This window comes from Erwinia sp. GW821-FHT03D09 (assembly GCF_059420805.1).
Genome location: NZ_JBWKUK010000027.1, coordinates 12,772 through 31,398 on the forward strand (window position 1 = coordinate 12,772; position 18,627 = coordinate 31,398).

An 18,627-nucleotide genomic window follows, 5' to 3' on the forward strand; every position below is an offset into this window, starting at 1 on the left:
TTATTCTTCCTCTTTCCTTAGATCGATCTCGTTCGATTTCAGATGAACCAAAACGTGGTAGTTATGACCCATTCCATTAAGCTTGATTATTTTTTTCCACTCGGTGCGGTTAGCGTCGGCATAGTAGGCAACGACACCGAAATAGCTATTTTTTTCATCTAATTCAATTGGTAAGAGTGGTTTATATTGGTCAGGTAACAGAGTGTATTCCTGATGATCAAGGTAGTTTTTACTTAGCGTTTTCTGCAGTTTCTTACTATCTAGTTGGTCATAATCCGCGGCGAGCAGTTTAGAATCCTCACTGAGATACACCACCGCAATCTCGGTCGGCGTCGGTTCCCCTTTTTTATTGGGGTTGATGTTAGGCTCCGCTAATAATGTCAGCCGGAGCGTAGAGGGTTGGTCAGCGGCACGCTCTGTATTTTTGTTGCCTTTCAGTATCGTGCATCCCGATAACAATAATGCCAGGCACAACACGCTCGTCAGGAGGTAGCCTTTGCTGCTGCTCATTGTTCGCTATCCTTCATCCCTTGACGCAGTGCCTGGTCATAAGCCTGTTCGTAAACTTCACCAAACAATTTTTCAAAACCTTGCTGCCTGCTGGAAGAGAGTTCCTGATAATAGTTTTTATACATCTCCCAGGCCCAGGCCGAATCTCTCTCCTGACGCTCATTGCTACGCAGATAATGCGTAAAGCGTGTCATCAACCGTTCCGGTGAAAAAGCCTCCAGCATGGTATCCAACGCTTGCGCAATAGCCTGCCGATTAGCTTGATGATGCAGGCGCAGGTTATGCAGGCTCTCAGCGACGGCAGCAGGGGCTGAAAGGTGAACCGGGCTTTTTTGATCGGCAAACAACAGGCTGAGCGTGGTGTCGTAATCCATATTCAGGCGCAACGGATTATCTTCAATCGGTCTCAAGTGTTTATCCCGTAAACCGTGTTGGCTCCGTTGCAATGCCAGCAAGCCTTCAATGGTGGCTTTAAGGGTTTTACCCGCTTCTTCCAGAAAGTCATTGGCTTCCTGGCTGTTGCGGATAGGCAGTTGAGCATCAAAACCACGCATCAGTGGCGTAATCGCCACATGCTGTTGTTCCATCTTGCTCTCGGGCTGGTCTTGTTGATTGGAAAGCAAACTACTGATTTGCGGTAGATCGATAAACTCCTGATCCATTGCACTGTCCTTGGCGGTATCCGAAAGTGGGGAAGAAAAAAGCGGATCATGATAACAATCCTGCTGAAGCGTGTGGTCAGCCTCAAGCTTGGCGATGAGCGGCTCCTGGGTCGTCAGACTTTCGGTTTCCAGTACGCGTAAAGGATCGTGGCTGAAGCTATTGGCAACGGTGGTTGCCAAGCGATTGTCTTGCACGGAATGCGCCGAAGAGGTAACTCCCTCCATCATGGCTTCCAGCGGGTTACTGTAGCTGGATACCAGCGATTCCGGCGATACCATTAGCGGATCAAGCGTATCGGTCATCGACCGGCCGATATGGCTTTTGATGGCCAGATTACCCAGCGTAATTTCGTCCCCTTGCTGAATGCGTACAAAACCCGAGTTTGCCGTCAATACAGATTCATTGATATTCACTGAACCGTTCAGCACGCGCAGACAGAAGGAGCCATCACGCCATTCAACGGCAAACTGCGAAGGGCTAATATTGCCGCCCTGATCCTGAATAGACCAATGGTGACTACCGTCACTCCCCACGATCCCACCCTGTACGTGAAACAGGCTGCTGGCCTGTTTACCACTTTCCAATTTGTCGCTGTTAATGACGCGCAATGATAGTGTCGGCTGCTGTTTATCCATGGTCTTTATTCCTGAATCCTGATTGTCATTGCATAACGCTGATGATGACGTGGGGTTTTTGTTCGGGATCGCCGAGGAAACTGGTCCAACCCAGCAGGTTATTCAGTTCTGTGCCCAGAACCATTCCACCAACCTGTTTTTCCGCCAACCCAAGACGTAAATCCCACGCGAACTGATCGCGCATAATGAAGGCAACAAACATCACTAACGGCGCGTAATTGGCACCATTAGGTAAAAATGACAAAAACTGCTCACGTGTCAGTTTGTTAATACACAGCAAAAATTTCCCGCTGCGATCTGCGACCTGTGAACCAATCGAAAAATTGACACCGAGCACTGATTTCTCCTGGTATTTTTTACCGCGCACTTTCACCCGACTTCCCAGACGATTTTGCTGTTCAGGGGCAATAGCGACTTTTCGCAATTGCCAACTGCGCAACGAGACATCAGACAGGTTGAAGCAGTGCGAGACCAGACTACAAATCACTTCCGGCGCTCTGCCAGGGCTGGCCAGCAAACCGGCATAGGCCAACATTTTTCCGTGATTAATCTGCAGTTTTTTACGCACAACCTCACTACCTAGCCCCACCAACGCAAACATACGTTGCGAAAAAACGTCGTTACCTCCGCTTTCAAAACAGATGTAGTAACGGTATTTACGCCAAATCTGATGCAGTAGCGTTAACAACCGGTGGTTGAACACATTCAGAAAATCCGTCAATCGATTTTCATTCTGTGCATCTTCCCAGGCTAGAGAATCGAGGTAGTAACCTGGCAGCGGTGATTGGCTGCCATGCAGACCGAGGAAAGAAACCTCAAGTTCAAACTGACCACGAGCAGACGTCCCCAGCGCAATAACATCCCGGGTAGGAAATGCCAGGCTGGCAGTGGATTTAAAACGGATAGCTTCATTAGCAGGTTCAGCCGTATCGGCAGAATTTCGCCACGCTACCGCCATTTGGTTGAGAAGCTCAACCAATTGGTAAAAGTTATAACGTGAAACATCCAGCACCTGCTTTTCCGGTGCTCCCTCAACCACACTTATATCAATGCATGTTGACCCGTCTGTACCGGCCATTCGTAACATTCCTGATTATCAAGATTGATGACTTTTAGAAGATGGAACGCGTTCACGCTGGCATACAGAGAAAAGAAGCGCGCCAGGACCGTGCTGAAGAGATAGAGCTCCCCTTCAGAAATGAAAGCACTTTGCTCTAACCAAAGCGTGGTTTGCAGCCCCCTAACGGGCAATCCACGGAACAATCTGTCGATCGGCAGGGTTTCAATGCGTTGAATAGCATCGAGTTTTTTTTGTGATGCCCGTGCGGATTGACGGTTGTGCATACTCGGAAAATCATAGGTATGTAAAATTTGCTTCAACGCATCTTTATCCAATAATGACATGTAATTCAATGACATATTGGAAAGCAACGACCAATGCAGACTCCCATCCAACACCGGATATAACGGTACGGAAGGCCGGGTAATATTGCGGAAAGTCGCAAATGATGGGCTTTCTTTCGTTGGTTGATTAATATCACCAACCCGTAATTGCAGAGGCAATTCACGGTTGGTACAGGTCAGTGCAACAGAGATGTTTTCTTCTGCCAGTGCCAGCTTCGATTCATCACTGCGGACAAAGGAAATGTAGTGTTCAAAACCTTTACGGAATAAAGAATTCTTTACGCGTAAACGGTAATACAGGGTGCTGCGATCCTGTACGTTCTCAATCTGATGATGGAAACTTTCAAACGAGGTATACACTCGCGCATACCCACGAGAACGGCCTTTAACCGCCTCCTTTTCGCTCAGCCAACTATCAACACGATCCACCGAGAAAATATCGTAACGCTCGGGATGATGATAACTGGCGCATAGCGGATATTCCGTTTGCGTCCCATCAAGCTCAATCGCTTCACTGTCCTGCTGGAACAAATTCACCGCTGGCGTACAGTTCAGGCGTAATGTGGTTGAACGCACTTTTACCTCAGGAGGCAACGCCTTAGAGAAGTACAGATTCAGGGTGAATTCGCTGGCATTTAAATGTGGTGGGAAGTCAGTAACCCCTGTCACATCAAAGAAGAGAAAACCCTCTGGGAAGCAAAAGTACTCCTGCAGTATGCGATAGCCTATGTAGGCGTTTTTCGGATAGGGTAGCAGTGCATCTTCACGCTCAAAACCCACAGGATTAAAATCAAAATCGGGCATCGGGATGGTAATCCCATTCACAACCAATTCCGCCCTCTCAAAATAGTGATGGAGCCAAAAATAAAGTTGCGTACTGGTGTAATTATCTTCACCCAAATAAAAACGCAGTTTCCCGAGTTGCAGGTCTTGCAGGTTCAATTCAGCTTTTGCACCGAAGTGGATACCCAATATCCCTTGCTCGTTGCTATTGTTTACTGAAATATCCCGAATGGAGATCGGGAACAGCCAGATATCTCGGCATAAGGTAAAGATGCACTGTGGCCCGGCATGAATGTTATTACTGCGAAACGAGCTGTGCTCCTTTCCCTGCGCAATGGGCGCACTCATCACTTGGCTACCGCGTTTGACCAAAGTGGCTTCAGTCACCACGCTCTCATCGGGCGTATATTCAATAATGGTCATGCTAGGCACAGGCCGTAAATAGTTCGGCCACAACATATTCAGCAAACCATGAGTTAACTCTGGGAATTGGTCGTCAATCTTTTCGCGCAGGTTACCCGTCAGAAAAGCAAACCCTTCCAGCAGGCGCTCGACATCCGGATCCGATCCTTGTTCGGATAAGAATGCAGCAAGATGAGGCCGTTCGACTGCGGCATCCCGTCCTAATTGCCGGAGGTAATCCAGCTCATCCCTGAAGTACTTTTCGAACGACATTATGCTTCCTGGTTAAGGCAGTAACGGCGGTTATTGTCCAACTGAATATTGAATTCGACGACATCGCCGATGTTGTCGAAATTAACATGAGCACTGATATGGAAACTTAATAACAAGGGGTCTCCATGATTGACCAAGGATTGAACAGTAACTGCAGTAATCCGCGGCTCATAGCGCTCAATACAGTCCTTGATGGCGAGCTCAATACTCTTCCTGAAATCAGACGTCGTTGCAGTCGCATCATTGAGGTCAATAACCCCCAGGCCTATAGAACTCTGACTGCTACCCGGGCGCGAATTAAGGACTTCATTCAGATGCTGTTTGATTGAATTCAATAGCTCTTGAACACGGTTATATGAGGAAGGGCCTGAGCCCTTCCCCTGAATACGTTCAAACAAGCTGGCAGAACTCCCTCGCTCCCAATTGAGAAGCGCAGCCATAGCCTGTTATTCCTTATCCAAACGACCAACCAACGATAGCTCGAAGCTCGCACCCATATACTTGAAGTGAGGGCGTACCTGCATCGCAACCTGATACCAACCTGGATCGCCTTCAACATCCAGCACCTGAATTCGAGCCGAACGCAGAGGGCGACGGCTGCGGACATCAGTCGGTGGGTTTTCCTGATCGGCAATGTATTGCTTAAGCCAGATGTTCAGTTCACGTTCCAGATCCTGGCGCTCTTTCCACGATCCAATCTGCTCACGCTGCAGCACCTTGATGTAATGCGCCAGGCGGTTGATGATGAACATATAAGGCAGCTGTGTGCCCAACTTGTAGTTAGTTTCTGCCATTTTCCCTTCGCGAGTATTGGGGAATACTTTCGGCTTTTGTACCGAGTTCGCGGAGAAAAATGCAGCGTTATCACTGCCTTTACGCATGGTCAGGGTAATGAAACCTTCTTCCGCGAGTTCAAATTCGCGACGGTCGGTAATCAGAACCTCAGTAGGGATTTTCGCCTGAACCTGTCCCATGGCTTCGTAGAGATGCACCGGCAAATCATAAACTGCACCACCGCTTTGCGGCCCGATAATATTCGGACACCAACGGTACTTGGCAAAACTATCCGTCAGGCAAGCCGCCAGCAGGAATGCGGTATTACCCCACAGGAAATGCTCATGGTTTTTGCTAACATCTTCGTAATAGTTGAAATTCTTGATCGGATTTTCAACGGTAGAGTACGGTAAGCGCAGCAGGAAACGTGGAGTGGTCAAACCCAGATAGCGGGAATCCTCAGACTCTCGCAACGCACGCCATTTGGTGTGTGCTGGCCCTTCAAAAACGGATTTCAGATCTTTGATCGCTGGCAACTCGGTAAAGCTGCTGAGGCCGAAGAAATCTGGTGAAACGCTGGAAAGGAATGGTGCGTGAGCCATAGCACCGACGGCACTCACATACTGCAACAGCTTCATATCCGGTGAACTGTTGTTGAATGCGTAGTTACCGATAATCGCAGCCGTGGGTTCACCACCGAATTGGCCATAGCCAGATGAGTAAACGTGCTTGTAAAAACCTGACTGGATGATTTCCGGCGAGAACTCAAAATCTTCCAGCAGCTCGGCTTTCGTTGCATGCATGATATTGATTTTGATGTTTTCACGGAAATCGGTACGATCAACCAGCAGTTTCAGCGAACGCCATGATGATTCGATTTCACGAAATTCAGGAGCATGAAGGATCTCGTCCATCTGCGCACTGAGCTTTTTATCCAGCTCAATGATCATTTTGTCGACTAACAGTTTGTTAACTGGCTCTTCATGGGTTCCCGTATCCAGAATGCTGGAAATAAATGCCGCTACGCCCTGCCTGGCAACATCATAGCCGTCATTGCCCGGCACCATACGCGTCTGGGACATGATTTCATCGAGCAGGAAAGTGTTACTCGTCGTACTGGCCGTGGCAGACCTTGCTTCTAAAACCGCATTTTCTTCGTGTAAAGACATACGTTAAATTCCCTCTTGATCGACTCAATTACTTTTGATTAAGGATGTCGAGTTCTTTCAGCAACTGCTCACGCACATCTTCATTGCTAAGCAAGTCCTGCAGACGAGAACGGAAAGCAGGAATATTACCCAATGGCCCTTTCAGAGCCACCAGCGCTTCCCGCAGTTCCAGCAGTTTATTCAGTTCTGGGACTTTTTTCGCCACGTTGTCCGGTGAGAAATCATCCAGAGAATTGATAGGCAAGGTAACAGGCATATCTTCCTGACCGTTACCTTCCAGTCGATTTGGCACACTGAATGTCAGATTGATATTGGCTTCATTCATTACCGCATTGAAGTTGTTCTTGCTGATAGAAACGGCCTGACGTTCTTCAATCGGTGTATCTTCACTGACACCCTTGAGATCACCAACAACCAACAAGTTTAATGGCAACTCAATTTCAGCCGTTTGATCGCCCGTATTCGGAACATACTTGATGTTTATCCTTTCTTTGGGCGCAACACTGCTTTGATTATTCTTACTCATAACTCATCCTTTTAGTCACTATAAGGGATGCCAGCCAATGTATTCATTTTTAGATACAGCGAAAGCTTACCGTAAAATAAAGTGCAGATATCGTTAGACTTAAGGTTCCGAGGATATCCATCACTACTCAGGCCATAACCTCTTTATATTTCTTGCTCTGAGCGCAAGAAACAGCTCAATGATAAGAGCACCTAACCAACACCTCACATTCATGGTGGCTACAGGAATAATCCCATATTAATCTTGCTTCACCTAGCATATCGTCCACTATTTTCAAGGCAAAAGTCCATAACATTTTCTTTATAATTAGATGCAAGTCCTCTTTTGAGTTTATGTAACACCATCTTAAATGATCATAAAAAATAATTTCCTTGAAATTAAATTTCACTTTAAAAACAGAGCATTAAAAAGTTTAAATGTGCTTAAAAAGTATAAAAATTAAAGTTTACATAAAAATAAAAAATCAATTTACTGGAATAAAACACCAATAATGCAAATATTATAATTTTTAATACTATTAGCATTTCAAATAAAACTTCAAAAATCGCCGTTAGCTTGAACTCTTAAAAGGACAGTTTATAGTAGCGCTAGTAAAGTGAAGTAGTGAAGCGAGTTACATTCGGGACTAGTCAGCATAAACAGTGGAAGTGACTAGCATTGACTTAATATGAAGCAAATTATCAAGGATATTTAATATGCCAACTCCAGCTTATATAGCCATTACAGGGAAAACACAGGGGAATATTACCGCAGGGGCATTTACCGCCGAATCAGTCGGTAACATCTTTGTTCAAGGCCACGAAGATCAAATGCTGGTCCAGGAATTTGAACATATCGTTACTGTACCTACAGACCCTCAATCAGGTCAGCCTTCTGGACAACGGGCTCACAAGCCATTCCGTTTCACCGTGGCATATAACAAGGCAGTCCCTTTGATGTATAACGCATTAGCCTCTGGGGAAATGCTGCCAACGGTTGAATTGAAATGGTACCGCACATCAATTGAAGGTAAACAAGAGCACTTCTTCACCACCAAATTGGAAGATGCCACTATTATCGATATCGACTGTAAGATGCCGCATTGCCAGGATCCGACCAAAGCTGAGTTCACTCAGTTGGTGCGTGTTTCACTGGCCTACCGCAAAATTACCTGGGAACATACCACCGCTGGCACTTCAGGTGCTGATGACTGGCGTGCACCGATCGAAGCGTAAGATTGCATTTACTCAGCAGCCAATATCTCAGTTGGCTGCTGTTTACTGTCTCCCGACACATTGAATTTTCCTGTTCTCCTAATCCCGTTTGGCGACACAGCCTTTCCCCATCAGAAACCTCATACCCCGAGCATGCATTGCATTTTATTGTGCAGGTGTGTAAAAAATGGCACTGCCCGCATCCGGTGCTCAGGAAGTCACCCAACCTCTTACTGAACAATCGGCTGTACATCTTGTTTTGACGACTTCGGATTGTGATTTGCGTTCAGATAGCGTTTTCCAAGATATTTTACCCGAACTGGCTCGTTTTTCCTGGTGTGGTCTTGTCGCGCTCCGCCTGGCCCAGCAGCAAGGCCGTGCGTTGTCTGACCTGCAACAGCACCTGTTTCTGATGCAGTGGTTGACCACCGCACTGAATCGCCACGGATAATCCAGACACTTCTGCGCCGTTGATAATATTGCTTTGCATATTCCGCCGGTGACATCTGATCGCCAGAACCATGCCGATGCTTACTGTTATAAAACATTTCGATGTAATCAAAAATATCGCTGCGGGCTTCTTCCCGTGTTCCGTAGATCTTTTTCTTTATCCGTTCATGCTTCAGCAACTGGAAAAAGCTTTCTGCAACCGCCTTGTACAGGTACGGGCTGGAGGAGTCGATTTCCTTGGTGAACAGGAACGGCGTGTGCATACGCGTACCTGTCAGCTTGCCAGTGTTGTTGTTGGTCGGGATGTACAGGTTATGCTCCTGCACCACCACTTCGATGCTGCCTTCGCGGTCCTGCACGTCAACAGACCCTTTGATGTCCGCGCCGCCGTCGTCTTTCAGCCAAAGATAAACAGGAATTGCCATGTGATTTACTCCATTAATGTTGAGAAACGTCATCATCCTGCGATGACGCCGGGTTTTTGCCGGGTATCTGGCAGGCATTGGCCTGCGGTACCAGACTAATTTCGACACGGCGGTTGAGCGCACGGCCCTCCGGGGTGTCGTTGGTTGCGATCGGGCGGCTTTCGCCATAGCCCTGCACCGCAAAACAGCTTTCCGGCACATCGCCGGTGTTACGCATCCAGTTGCGTACCGATTCGGCACGTTTCAATGAAAGCGTTTGATTAAGTTGAGGATTGCCGGTGTTGTCGGTATGCCCAGCGACCACAATCAGCCAGCCCGGCCTCGCCTTAACGCCGACCAGCGAGTTCACGAGCATTTTGGTGGACCCGGCTTTCAGCGCCGATTTGCCCGAATCGAACAGCGACATGCTGTCGAGGCGAATGGTTTTCGGACTCTGAATGATTTTCTTAATAACCGGTGGAGGCGGTGGTGGCGGGGCCCAGTCACTGACGGCAACCTCAACAGACGGCACCAGGCGCAGCCCCTGATACAAACCCAGGCGATAACGCAGTGGCTCCCCGCGACGCGCCCAGTCGTCCAGCAATGCACCATCGGCTCTGAGGCGCTGCTACGCCCGCAGTTTCGGGGCAACAGGCTTCCCCGTCAGTTGGTGATACAATGCAAGGTGATCGCCAACATTACGGATAAGGCGCTGGTTGTTCATCCAGGACGCCAGCATGGCAAGGGCCAGGAAAATCCCGCCCAGTAATCCGGCATGGCGCCAGAACACCATTCTGCGGCTGACACCACGTCGGCGCGGTAACGCCGGCAGCAGCAGTTCAGGCAGCGGCAGTGGCTCTGTCGTCACAACGGTATCCGGTGGCAGCGCCGTCACGGAAGTAATGTGCTGTTGCCAGAGATTCCCCGCGATACCGCTCACTGGCACCATGCATATGCCCTGTACGCAGGGCTTCATCACCGGCAGCTCGCCCTGGCGTACCGACAACAGGTCATTCACCTCGCTGTTCTGCCAGGCAAGCAGGCTGTCCAGCCATAGGCTCTGGCTCAAACGGGAAAGACGTCCGTCTGTTTCGGTCTCGCGGGTCCATTCCGTCAGTGACACATTTCCCTGACCGGGTTGATATACCTGAATACCGCTCCGTTGACTTACGGAGGTAAACCAGACGGACTCTGCATCCGTGCAGGCCGCTGGTGGTGATACCCAGGTCACGGTCCACAGTGGAGGGATCGTGCCGAATGCCGCACGGCACTGGACGACAGCACGCTGCCAGCCCCGCAGCGACTGTGTAAAATCATCACCGGATGTGTGTAGCTCGGGTACCACCGCCAGCATGACGGAGATTTGCGATACCAGGGCCGGGCGAACCAGACTCAGGTGCTGTGCAAAGAGAGGCCACTGTTCCGCATCCTTCACCCACAGATACCAGCCCTGTCGGACTTCCCGGTGACGGTATCCGGACATAAACAGCAGGACGTTATCACCACAGGCGAGGATCACCGCCCCCTGAAAATCTTCCGGCGGCAGGTTTTCATCCACAATCCCCCGGACAGCGGTCGCCCGCGCCTGTGAATCCCGACGCTGACGCCAGAACATTACCCCGGACACCAGAACAGCCAGCAGGCTGAGTGCCACACGGCTGCCCGTGGACAGTGGCCAGAATCCCAGGATGAGCCACAGCGCCAGTACGGCACCCAGGGCAGTTAACAGACTTCGGTACGCATCCCGCATCACTTACCCCGGCCTGACGATCTGGCTTACCAGCCCGGTAAGCGAAGACGAAAGGAAGAACCACAGCGCCACCAGGCCGACAGCGGCCACAACCCAGGTCAGCCAGCACCAGCGACGCGGGCGCTCACTGTCCTGGCCGTTATCAAGGTTGCCACCGCTGGCGCTCAGCAGCGGCAGCGCGACAACCACGTCAACAGCTTCACTGCCGGCGGCAACAGACAAATCACAAACCGGAGGAAGCGTGTCTGCCAGGTCGGTATCCACAAGGGTACCGTCCTGGAAGCGCACCACCAGACGGGTGGCGTTCAGGCGCGAGAGCGCCAGCGCGGCATCATCAAATTCTGCCGCAACCACGCCCCAGGGATGAGAAAACCCCATTCGGGCGACCATGTCGGCAACGTGTTTACTCCAGCGGGCCTGCTGCTGGAATTGTTGCGGGGCCAGAGCGGCCCCATCCTCCCAAAGTGGGCGGTAAATTTTCATCCCTGATTTCCTTTCGCTTTACGATTTCGCCTTCGGCATCTGCGAGACCAGCGACAGGTTGATGTCCATTCCTTCCACCTGGAAGTGCGGAACCGCATACAGGCGAACACGGAAGAAACCCGGATTGTCCTCAATGTCTTCCACCACCACTCTGGCGTCACGCAGCGGGTGTGACGCCTGCAGCTCATCGCCCGGATCGGTCATTTCGGTGACCAGACTTTTCACCCAGGTGTTGAGCTCCAGCTCCAGCAGACGGCGGTCCTTGGTGGTCCCGATGTTTTCACGCTGAATAAGCTTCAGGTAGTGGGCAATACGCGACAGCAGGAAGATGTAAGGCAGACGGGCATTGATGCGGCTGTTTGCCGTGGCATCGGCGGTATCGTAGATAGCTGGCTTCTGGGTGGAGTTTGCACTGAAGAATGCGGCAAAATCGCGGTTCTTGTAGTAGGACAGCGGAATGAAGCCGAGATTCGCAAATTCAAATTCGCAGGTTTCCGGGATCATCACCTCTGACGGGATCTTCACCTGATTGCCGGTGCCCAGATCGTACAGATGGATAGGCAGATCCTGCACGGCACCACCGGCCTGCGGGCCACGGATTTGCACACACCAGCCGTTGTTGATAAAGCTGCGAACCATGTTAGAGGCGAACGCAAACGAGGCGTTGGTCCACAGGTATTTGTCGTGATCCGGGCCTTTCACTTCTTCCACATAGTTGAAGCTGCGCACCGGCACGGTGTCCGGGCCATAAGGCAGGCGACCCGGCACGCTCGGCATCACCAGACCGATATAGCGGGTATCGTCCGTATCGCGGAAGGATTTCCACTTAATGTATTCCGCACGGTCAAAGTAGTTGCCGATATCCTTGATGGCCGCCACCTCCTCCATTGAATCCTTAAGGAAGAATTTCGGACCGGCAGAGCCGATAAACGGCATATGCGCTGCGGCAGACACTTTTGAAATATTGCGCAGCAGGGCAACACCCTGCGCAGAGGCATCAAATTCCCAGGCAGAAATCAGCGCGGCAATCGGCTCTCCACCGCCTGGAATGCTTCGCTGTGCATGACCGCATCCAGCTGACGGCTAATCTGGTAGTCCAGCTCTGCGATATGGTGGTCAATCAGGTTTTTATCGAGTTTCTCAACTTTTGAGCCTGCTTTCGTCAGGCATTCCAGGAACACCTGCATGCCGGCCGTTAAACGTTCATCCGCAGTCGCATCCGACATCGCCTGCGCGTCCTGCCAGATATCCAGCGCACTCAGCTCGGACACCGGACTCAGGTTGATTTTTTCAAACAGGGACGCATAAACCCCACCCGCAGCAGGACGCTCCAGCACCACACTCTCGCCACCAGCCGCATTCTCATTTTTTACAGACATCAGCATCTTCCTTTTTAATCCGTTAAATCATCGTGACCGTTATGGCTGTTTTGGGGCCAGGGCTGAAAGTTCGGCTCTGAGTTCTGCGCTTAACGCGGGGGCGAGCAGCAGGAAAAGAATTACCGCTGCCTTCGCAGCCACTATTATCAACCACCGTCGCCCCATTGACACCATATGACCCGGCTGCTAAATTTTAAAAAAAATTGATTTAAATCAATATATTCACTTTACTTCAAGGCCACCAAAACGTCTGCCCGATGTCATTCATGTCGTTATCCGTGCATTTCATTCCCTGAATGCGGCACTTCATGCCCTTTTACGCCGCGGATAACGCCGACTGGCTTAAAATTTTCCCAATTTAAAGATTCTTAGCCTTCCCATTGGGAGAAATATATGAGTACACCAACCCTAAGCAGCAGCGTTAACCGCACCCGCTGGCTAACCCTGATTGGTACCATCATTACTCAGTTTGCCCTCGGTTCGGTTTATACCTGGAGCCTGTTCAACGGACAACTGTCCAGCAAGCTGGATGCACCGATCAGTAAGGTCGCATTCTCCTTTGGTCTGCTGAGTCTTGGCCTGGCCCTGGCTTCTTCCGTTGCCGGGAAACTGCAGGAGCGTTTTGGCGTACGTAAAGTCACGCTGTCCGCCGGTTTGCTGATGGCCACTGGCCTGATGCTGACCTCGCAGGCGGATAACCTGTTTATGCTGTACCTGACCGCAGGCGTGCTGGTCGGCCTGGCGGATGGCGCGGGCTATCTGATTACCCTGTCTAACTGCGTGAAGTGGTTCCCGGAGCGTAAGGGTCTGATTTCTGCCTGCTCGATCGGTGCTTACGGATTGGGTAGCCTGGGTTTTAAATTTATCTGTAGCTATCTGCTCAGCGTGAACAGCCTGGAAACCACCTTTATGATCTGGGGAGGACTGGCGATGAGCATGATCGTGCTGGGCTCACTGATGATGAAGGATGCGCCGCTGCAGAAAGCTTCAGCCAGCAGCAGCGTTCAGCCGGCTCGTGATTTCACCCTGGCAGAATCCATGCGTATGCCGCAGTACTGGATGCTGGCGCTGATGTTCCTGACGGCCTGCATGAGCGGTTTGTATGTGATTGGTGTGGCGAAGGATATCGGTGAGAGCCTGGTTCATCTCAGCGCGCAAACCGCCGCCAGCGCGGTAACCATTATCGCTATCGCTAACCTGAGCGGTCGCCTGGTTCTGGGCATCATGTCTGATAAAGTGGCACGTATCCGGGTAATCAGCCTCGCACAGGTCGTTTCTCTGTGCGGCATGGGCATCCTGTTGTTCAGCAGCATGAATGAAACCACCTTCTTTATTGCCGTAGCCTGCGTGGCTTTCAGCTTCGGTGGCACTATTACCGTTTATCCATCGCTGGTCAGTGATTTCTTCGGTCTCAACAACCTGACCAAAAACTATGGCGTGATTTACCTCGGCTTCGGTATCGGTAGTGTGCTTGGCTCGCTGATTGCATCCCTGTTCGGCGGCTTTATGGTGACTTTCAGCCTGATTATGGCGCTGCTGGTGGTGTCACTGCTAATGTCGGCGGTGATCCGTATGCCAAACGCCACTGCGCAGCAGAAAAAAGAACTGCAGCACGCCTGATAGCGAATTGATAAGCAGAACCGCCGTCCTGACCGATGGCGGTTTTTTTTATTGATGGATAAAGCGCGGTTCGGGCAATCCGGCCACATTGACCCGCACGGCAAACAGATCGCCGGACTGCGGATACTGCGCCAGTTCCTCTGCGGTTCGGTTTTCCCGCGAGCTGGTGATATACAGCGTTTTCAAATCGCTGCCGCCAAACGCCACCATGGTGGGCCAGCGCACCGGCAGTGGGATCTCATCAACAATGTCACCGCTGGTTGGGTCAAGGCGAATCACCCGCTGGCCGAAGAACATTGCCGACCAGTAGAAGCCTTCGCTGTCTACGGCGGCACCATCCGGCAAACCGCCCTGCTGCTGTATAAAGTGCCTGACCACTTCGCGCTTGCCCGGCTCACCTGCGGCATCAAGCGGATAACGGTACATCACGCCGTTCGGCGTATCAGTGTGGTACATCCAGCAACGATCGGGTGAAAATGCCAGCCCGTTGGAAATTTTGACATCTTCCGCCTGTACCATCAGCCGCAGATGCTCATCTACGCGGCACAGTTTGCCGCCGTTACGATCCTGAGGTTCCCACAGGCTGCCGCACCAGAAGCGGCCAAACGGATCGACGCGGCCATCGTTAAAACGGCTCCGCGCCGCCTCACCGGGGTTAGCGGCGATGCGCCGGACAATTTTCCCCTGTTCATCAAGAAAACACACCCCGCTGCGCAGTGCGGCAATCAACCCACCTTCTTCGCGCAGGCCGATGCAGCCAATATCTTCCGCCACCGGCCAGACCTGATGTTCACCGCTGGACGGATCGAAGCGATGCAGCGCGGGGGCCAGAATATCGACAAACCACAATACCTGCTGCCGCGTGTCCCAGAGCGGGCATTCACCCAGTTCGGCCTGCGTGCGCAGTACGTTTTCTACCTGATAGCTCATTACCACTCCTTGATGAGAATGTACGGTTAGAATTTACGTTATTTTTCCCACAGAAGCACAAAAATAAACGTCATCGCTTAACGCGCGCAAATCAGGATATATATTAGTTTAAGATAATTCTTATAAAATAGAGATGTATTTAATACTATTCTTATTTAATAATTCGACTGACAGATTGTAATTTTCACAATTGAAATTATTTGAAATATTTAATTAAATAACTCTACACTGCCAGCATCATTCCTCCATTTTGCCTTGTTAAATTTGTACGTATCGAAATGGCAGGAGTGAAATGATGAAAAATATAATGAAAGCGACCTCTGTAATGGCACTGATTATCATGCTGAGCGGCTGTATCGTTGCCCCCCGTCATCATGGCGGCGGGGGATATCACGGAGGCGGTGGCTATCATGGCGGCTACCATCGCGGCGGCCCACATCGGGGCTGGTAAACTTATCCGGTGAGATATCTCACCGACGGCGGGCAAAGCCTGCACACGGCAAGATAACAATAAAGAAGAGTAGTTATTGTTGATAAAGATTAGGCGGATAATTATCCGCCCATTTTTTTAGCTTTTAATACTGTAATTACACTGATACCAGGCTTTCATTAATCCCGGCACGTGACTCTCCTGCGGAGACAACGCCTCAACTTTATCAAATCCCCTTTCGGTGCAGTAACGCTCAATATCTTCAGCCAGCGCCACCTTATCCACTTTAGTCGGGTTAAAGCGATACTGTACGGTATTCACTGCCGGGTCTTCGTCTACTTTTTCAAATGCGCCTGGCTTGCTGGACGTACATCCCGCCAGCAGCAGCAGTGCCAATAAGGCGGTTATTTTTGTTTTCATCATTGCTTTTTTCCTCCGGGCAGCATGATAACAACCTCGCCTCCGGGAACTATCAGCCTACGGCGCATTTGCATTTTTTTACTCAGCGGAGCACCTGTATACCTCACAGAGTGCAGAGCAGAAAAATGCAATGTTTTACCGATTGAATCAATTCGGGGAGACGCCTGGCGTTTTCAGCCGTTCAGTGCGACTATGCATCCAGACAACGCAAATATCTGAACCACACCAGGCTTTTTATTGTTATATCATTGCTTTACTTAATGACTTATGCCCGCGGCGAGCGGGCTTTTTTTCAGGATTAATTACCTGTTCCACTAATAATTATACGCAAAATATTGGCTGAATCTTTATCCGCAAGTGCCAGCACAGACTGATAAAGATCGATGGTCATATCGCAGAGTTTGCTCTCATCCACGCCTGGTTCGGCAGGGGTATTCAGGGTTTGTAAGTCACTGCCCCACTTACCGTACAGCGTTCTGACTACCGACTGAAGCTGCTGACGTCCGCGCGGCAAATCCACCATGCGATCGCTACCGCTGCTGTTAACTAACAGCTTGTCCATCGTCTGCATTTCACTCTCAACCAGCGACTGCGGCAGCAGTTCGGCAATATCCACGCCTCCCCTGACCTGCGGGAACAGGAAGCGGAAGCAGCGATCGGCGCTCTGCTGACGAAGCTGTTTCATCTCCTCCAGCGACACTTTCATATAACCAATAAGATCCTCGTCCGCGGCGGATTTAATTCGCTGATTAAGTAAATCAGCCGCCAGCGGGCGCAGCCGGTCAAAGGCCTGCTGCTCGGTCAGACCGCTATGCAGACCGTTCAGCAGCTCATCGCTGGCCTGCCGGTACAGCGCTGGCTGCTGCACTTTAATGGTACGCCAAACCGGCAGCGTCGCCAGTTTAAGCTGGGCGGCATCCAGCCGGGCCGTCTCCGCTTGCTGTGGTGCCATCCAGCGAAAGTAGTAAAGGTTACCCGCCGCCAATGGCAGGATCAGCAGTAGCAGAGCGGCAATTTTCCCCAGGCTGCCGCGCTTCACCAGTAGCGCAATCACCACCAGCCAGACCAGCGCAATCGCTGAAGAAATTAATACGGGTTGAGAAATCAAAACGGTTTTCCTGATGCAGTCAGGCCGGTTATGCCGGCCTGAGATAAAAGGGCTTAATCCGCCCGAACGTCAACGAGTACCGGACAGCTGGCGCGTTCTATCACCGATGCGCTGCACGAGCCTTTTAGCAGGCGGTTAAATGAAGAAAGGTGCCGCCGTCCCATAATAATCATCGCGGCGTTCAGCGCGTTGGACTGCGCGACGATGGTTTCTGCAGATTCACCGGCAATCACCCGACCGCGCGCCGTCACGCCGGATTTTTGCAGCTCCGACAGCGCGCGGCGCACGACGGCTTCTGCCGTGTTCTGTTCGTCCAGCGCCATGCCAAAATCACTGGGATCTTCCCCGGCTTCGATCTCAAACGGCCCGGATGACGCGTAGCTGACGTCAGCACAGCACAGCACCACCACCTCGGCCCGCAGCGCCAGCGCCTGTTCCGTGGCCAGCGCCACAACCTTACGAGCAATACCAGAGTTATCAACGGCGACCAAAAGCGTTTTCATAGTTTTCTCCTGTTAGTCACGCAATGCCACTTTGCCAATTTCATCCACCATCCCGAGCTTACATTTCAGGATCTCCTGACGGTAATGATCTTCAAATTTTTCAAAACGGGGAGTGGGGACCAGAAGACTAATGGAGAAACGCCCCAAAATGGTATCGATAGCCACCGCCATTGTTGACACCCCTTCCAGCGTTTCACCGCGGTCATAGGCCAGACCGGTGTGGCGAATTTCCGTTAAATGCGCCAGCAGCGCCGGGAAATCACGCACGGTCAGATCGGTGATTGCCTGGTAGGCTTCGCCGAGCAGCTCCCGGGCGGCCTCATCGCTGTCCAGCGCCAGCAGCGCACGGCCGCCGGAAGTGCTGTAGAGCGGCAGGTTCATACCGATGCGCGGCACCACCCGCAGTTCGCGTTCGGCCACCACATAATGCACAATGGCCAGCTGCAGCCCGCTGGCCCTGCCCAGCGACACCGTTTCGCCCGTTGCCTGGCACAGCGCCTGTAGCCAGGGCTGAGCAATCGCCACCACGTCGGTATGCACGTTGGCAATCAGCCGCAGCAGTGCCGGGCCAAGCCGAACCCCACCAGCGTTGCCGTGGCTGCGAACCAGCTGCACGGAATCCAGTGCAGCCACGATGCGTTGCACGGTTGAACGCGGCAGGTCCACCGCCAGCGCAATTTCGCCGAGGCTCATCCCGTTAGGTTTTGCGCCAAGCGCATCCAGAATTTTTGCCGCCCGAGAGATGACCTGAATGCCACCGGTCCGTTCTTCGTCGTGCGGTATTGAGGGTTCAGACATAACGATTCTCTTTCCTTGAT

Annotated in this window: 15 protein-coding genes and 5 pseudogenes; 3 read left to right on the forward strand and 17 right to left on the reverse strand. The window is 51.3% G+C overall.

The annotated features are described in order from the left end of the window. Genes tssJ through tssB form a run of 7 tightly spaced genes read right to left on the reverse strand, consistent with a single transcriptional unit; the run spans nucleotide 1 to nucleotide 7,139 of the window. Nucleotides 1-510, reverse strand: a complete 510-nt coding sequence (gene tssJ, locus AC07U6_RS20970; RefSeq protein WP_494763331.1) for a type VI secretion system lipoprotein TssJ — start codon at nucleotides 508-510, stop codon at nucleotides 1-3. Then, entirely contained in the window at nucleotides 507-1,808 is a 1,302-nt protein-coding gene (gene tagH, locus AC07U6_RS20975) for a type VI secretion system-associated FHA domain protein TagH (protein WP_494763332.1), read from the reverse strand. The genes tssJ and tagH overlap by 4 nt, the downstream gene beginning before the upstream one ends. A gap of 25 nt (nucleotides 1,809-1,833) precedes the next feature. Then, nucleotides 1,834-2,886: a type VI secretion system baseplate subunit TssG gene (tssG, locus tag AC07U6_RS20980; RefSeq protein ID WP_494763333.1), complete on the reverse strand. Its 1,053-nt coding sequence runs from the start codon at nucleotides 2,884-2,886 to the stop codon at nucleotides 1,834-1,836. Next, nucleotides 2,850-4,670 carry a type VI secretion system baseplate subunit TssF gene (gene tssF / locus AC07U6_RS20985; RefSeq protein WP_494763334.1) on the reverse strand — a complete coding sequence of 607 codons (1,821 nt, stop codon included), beginning with the start codon at nucleotides 4,668-4,670 and terminating at the stop codon, nucleotides 2,850-2,852. Before tssF ends, tssG begins: the two co-directional genes overlap by 37 nt. Then, nucleotides 4,670-5,110 carry a type VI secretion system baseplate subunit TssE gene (gene tssE, locus AC07U6_RS20990; protein ID WP_494763335.1) on the reverse strand — a complete coding sequence of 147 codons (441 nt, stop codon included), beginning with the start codon at nucleotides 5,108-5,110 and terminating at the stop codon, nucleotides 4,670-4,672. Before tssE ends, tssF begins: the two co-directional genes overlap by 1 nt. Before the next feature lie 6 nt (nucleotides 5,111-5,116). Continuing rightward, nucleotides 5,117-6,613: a type VI secretion system contractile sheath large subunit gene (gene tssC / locus AC07U6_RS20995; RefSeq protein WP_494763336.1), complete on the reverse strand. Its 1,497-nt coding sequence runs from the start codon at nucleotides 6,611-6,613 to the stop codon at nucleotides 5,117-5,119. Between the two features lie 28 nt (nucleotides 6,614-6,641). Next, nucleotides 6,642-7,139: a type VI secretion system contractile sheath small subunit gene (gene tssB / locus AC07U6_RS21000; protein ID WP_494763337.1), complete on the reverse strand. Its 498-nt coding sequence runs from the start codon at nucleotides 7,137-7,139 to the stop codon at nucleotides 6,642-6,644. 695 nt (nucleotides 7,140-7,834) lie between these two features. Here tssB and AC07U6_RS21005 point away from each other — a divergent pair. Next, nucleotides 7,835-8,353 (forward strand): Hcp family type VI secretion system effector, encoded by a 519-nt coding sequence (locus tag AC07U6_RS21005; RefSeq protein WP_473190006.1) that lies wholly within the window; start codon nucleotides 7,835-7,837, stop codon nucleotides 8,351-8,353. A 434-nt stretch (nucleotides 8,354-8,787) separates the two neighbouring features. On the opposite strand, the pseudogene AC07U6_RS21010 reads toward AC07U6_RS21005, so the two are convergent. The 5 pseudogenes from AC07U6_RS21010 to tssC (AC07U6_RS21030) form a co-directional block, all read right to left on the reverse strand. Continuing rightward, a pseudogene (locus tag AC07U6_RS21010) lies at nucleotides 8,788-8,985 on the reverse strand (IS3 family transposase); the annotation flags it as partial. A 45-nt stretch (nucleotides 8,986-9,030) separates the two neighbouring features. Further along, a pseudogene (locus tag AC07U6_RS21015) lies at nucleotides 9,031-9,285 on the reverse strand (type VI secretion system tube protein Hcp); the annotation flags it as partial. Continuing rightward, nucleotides 9,221-10,936, reverse strand: a pseudogene (locus tag AC07U6_RS21020) (OmpA family protein). The pseudogenes AC07U6_RS21020 and AC07U6_RS21015, both read right to left, overlap by 65 nt. A 108-nt stretch (nucleotides 10,937-11,044) precedes the next feature. Then, a pseudogene (tssK, locus tag AC07U6_RS21025) lies at nucleotides 11,045-11,419 on the reverse strand (type VI secretion system baseplate subunit TssK); the annotation flags it as partial. An 18-nt stretch (nucleotides 11,420-11,437) separates the two neighbouring features. Continuing rightward, nucleotides 11,438-12,804: pseudogene (tssC, locus tag AC07U6_RS21030) on the reverse strand (type VI secretion system contractile sheath large subunit). Between the two features lie 387 nt (nucleotides 12,805-13,191). On the opposite strand from tssC (AC07U6_RS21030), the gene AC07U6_RS21035 reads away from it, so the two are divergent. Beyond that, nucleotides 13,192-14,418 carry an L-lactate MFS transporter gene (locus AC07U6_RS21035; RefSeq protein ID WP_494763338.1) on the forward strand — a complete coding sequence of 409 codons (1,227 nt, stop codon included), beginning with the start codon at nucleotides 13,192-13,194 and terminating at the stop codon, nucleotides 14,416-14,418. A gap of 48 nt (nucleotides 14,419-14,466) precedes the next feature. On the opposite strand, the gene AC07U6_RS21040 is transcribed toward AC07U6_RS21035, so the two are convergent. After that, nucleotides 14,467-15,348 carry an SMP-30/gluconolactonase/LRE family protein gene (locus AC07U6_RS21040; protein ID WP_494763339.1) on the reverse strand — a complete coding sequence of 294 codons (882 nt, stop codon included), beginning with the start codon at nucleotides 15,346-15,348 and terminating at the stop codon, nucleotides 14,467-14,469. A 292-nt stretch (nucleotides 15,349-15,640) separates the two neighbouring features. On the opposite strand from AC07U6_RS21040, the gene AC07U6_RS21045 reads away from it, so the two are divergent. Continuing rightward, nucleotides 15,641-15,799, forward strand: coding sequence for a hypothetical protein (locus AC07U6_RS21045; RefSeq protein WP_494763340.1), 159 nt, complete (start codon nucleotides 15,641-15,643; stop codon nucleotides 15,797-15,799). A 117-nt stretch (nucleotides 15,800-15,916) separates the two neighbouring features. On the opposite strand, the gene AC07U6_RS21050 is transcribed toward AC07U6_RS21045, so the two are convergent. The 4 genes from AC07U6_RS21050 to AC07U6_RS21065 form a co-directional block, all read right to left on the reverse strand. Beyond that, nucleotides 15,917-16,198 (reverse strand): hypothetical protein, encoded by a 282-nt coding sequence (locus tag AC07U6_RS21050; protein WP_105593365.1) that lies wholly within the window; start codon nucleotides 16,196-16,198, stop codon nucleotides 15,917-15,919. A gap of 298 nt (nucleotides 16,199-16,496) precedes the next feature. After that, the gene (locus AC07U6_RS21055; RefSeq protein ID WP_494763341.1) at nucleotides 16,497-17,306 is read right to left on the reverse strand and encodes a hypothetical protein; all 810 of its coding nucleotides are present in this window, start codon (nucleotides 17,304-17,306) and stop codon (nucleotides 16,497-16,499) included. Between the two features lie 53 nt (nucleotides 17,307-17,359). Next, complete coding sequence (locus AC07U6_RS21060) at nucleotides 17,360-17,809, reverse strand: universal stress protein (RefSeq protein ID WP_494763342.1); 450 nt, start codon at nucleotides 17,807-17,809, stop codon at nucleotides 17,360-17,362. Between the two features lie 12 nt (nucleotides 17,810-17,821). Beyond that, nucleotides 17,822-18,607 carry an IclR family transcriptional regulator gene (locus AC07U6_RS21065; protein WP_494763343.1) on the reverse strand — a complete coding sequence of 262 codons (786 nt, stop codon included), beginning with the start codon at nucleotides 18,605-18,607 and terminating at the stop codon, nucleotides 17,822-17,824. Nucleotides 18,608-18,627: the final 20 nt, after the last annotated feature.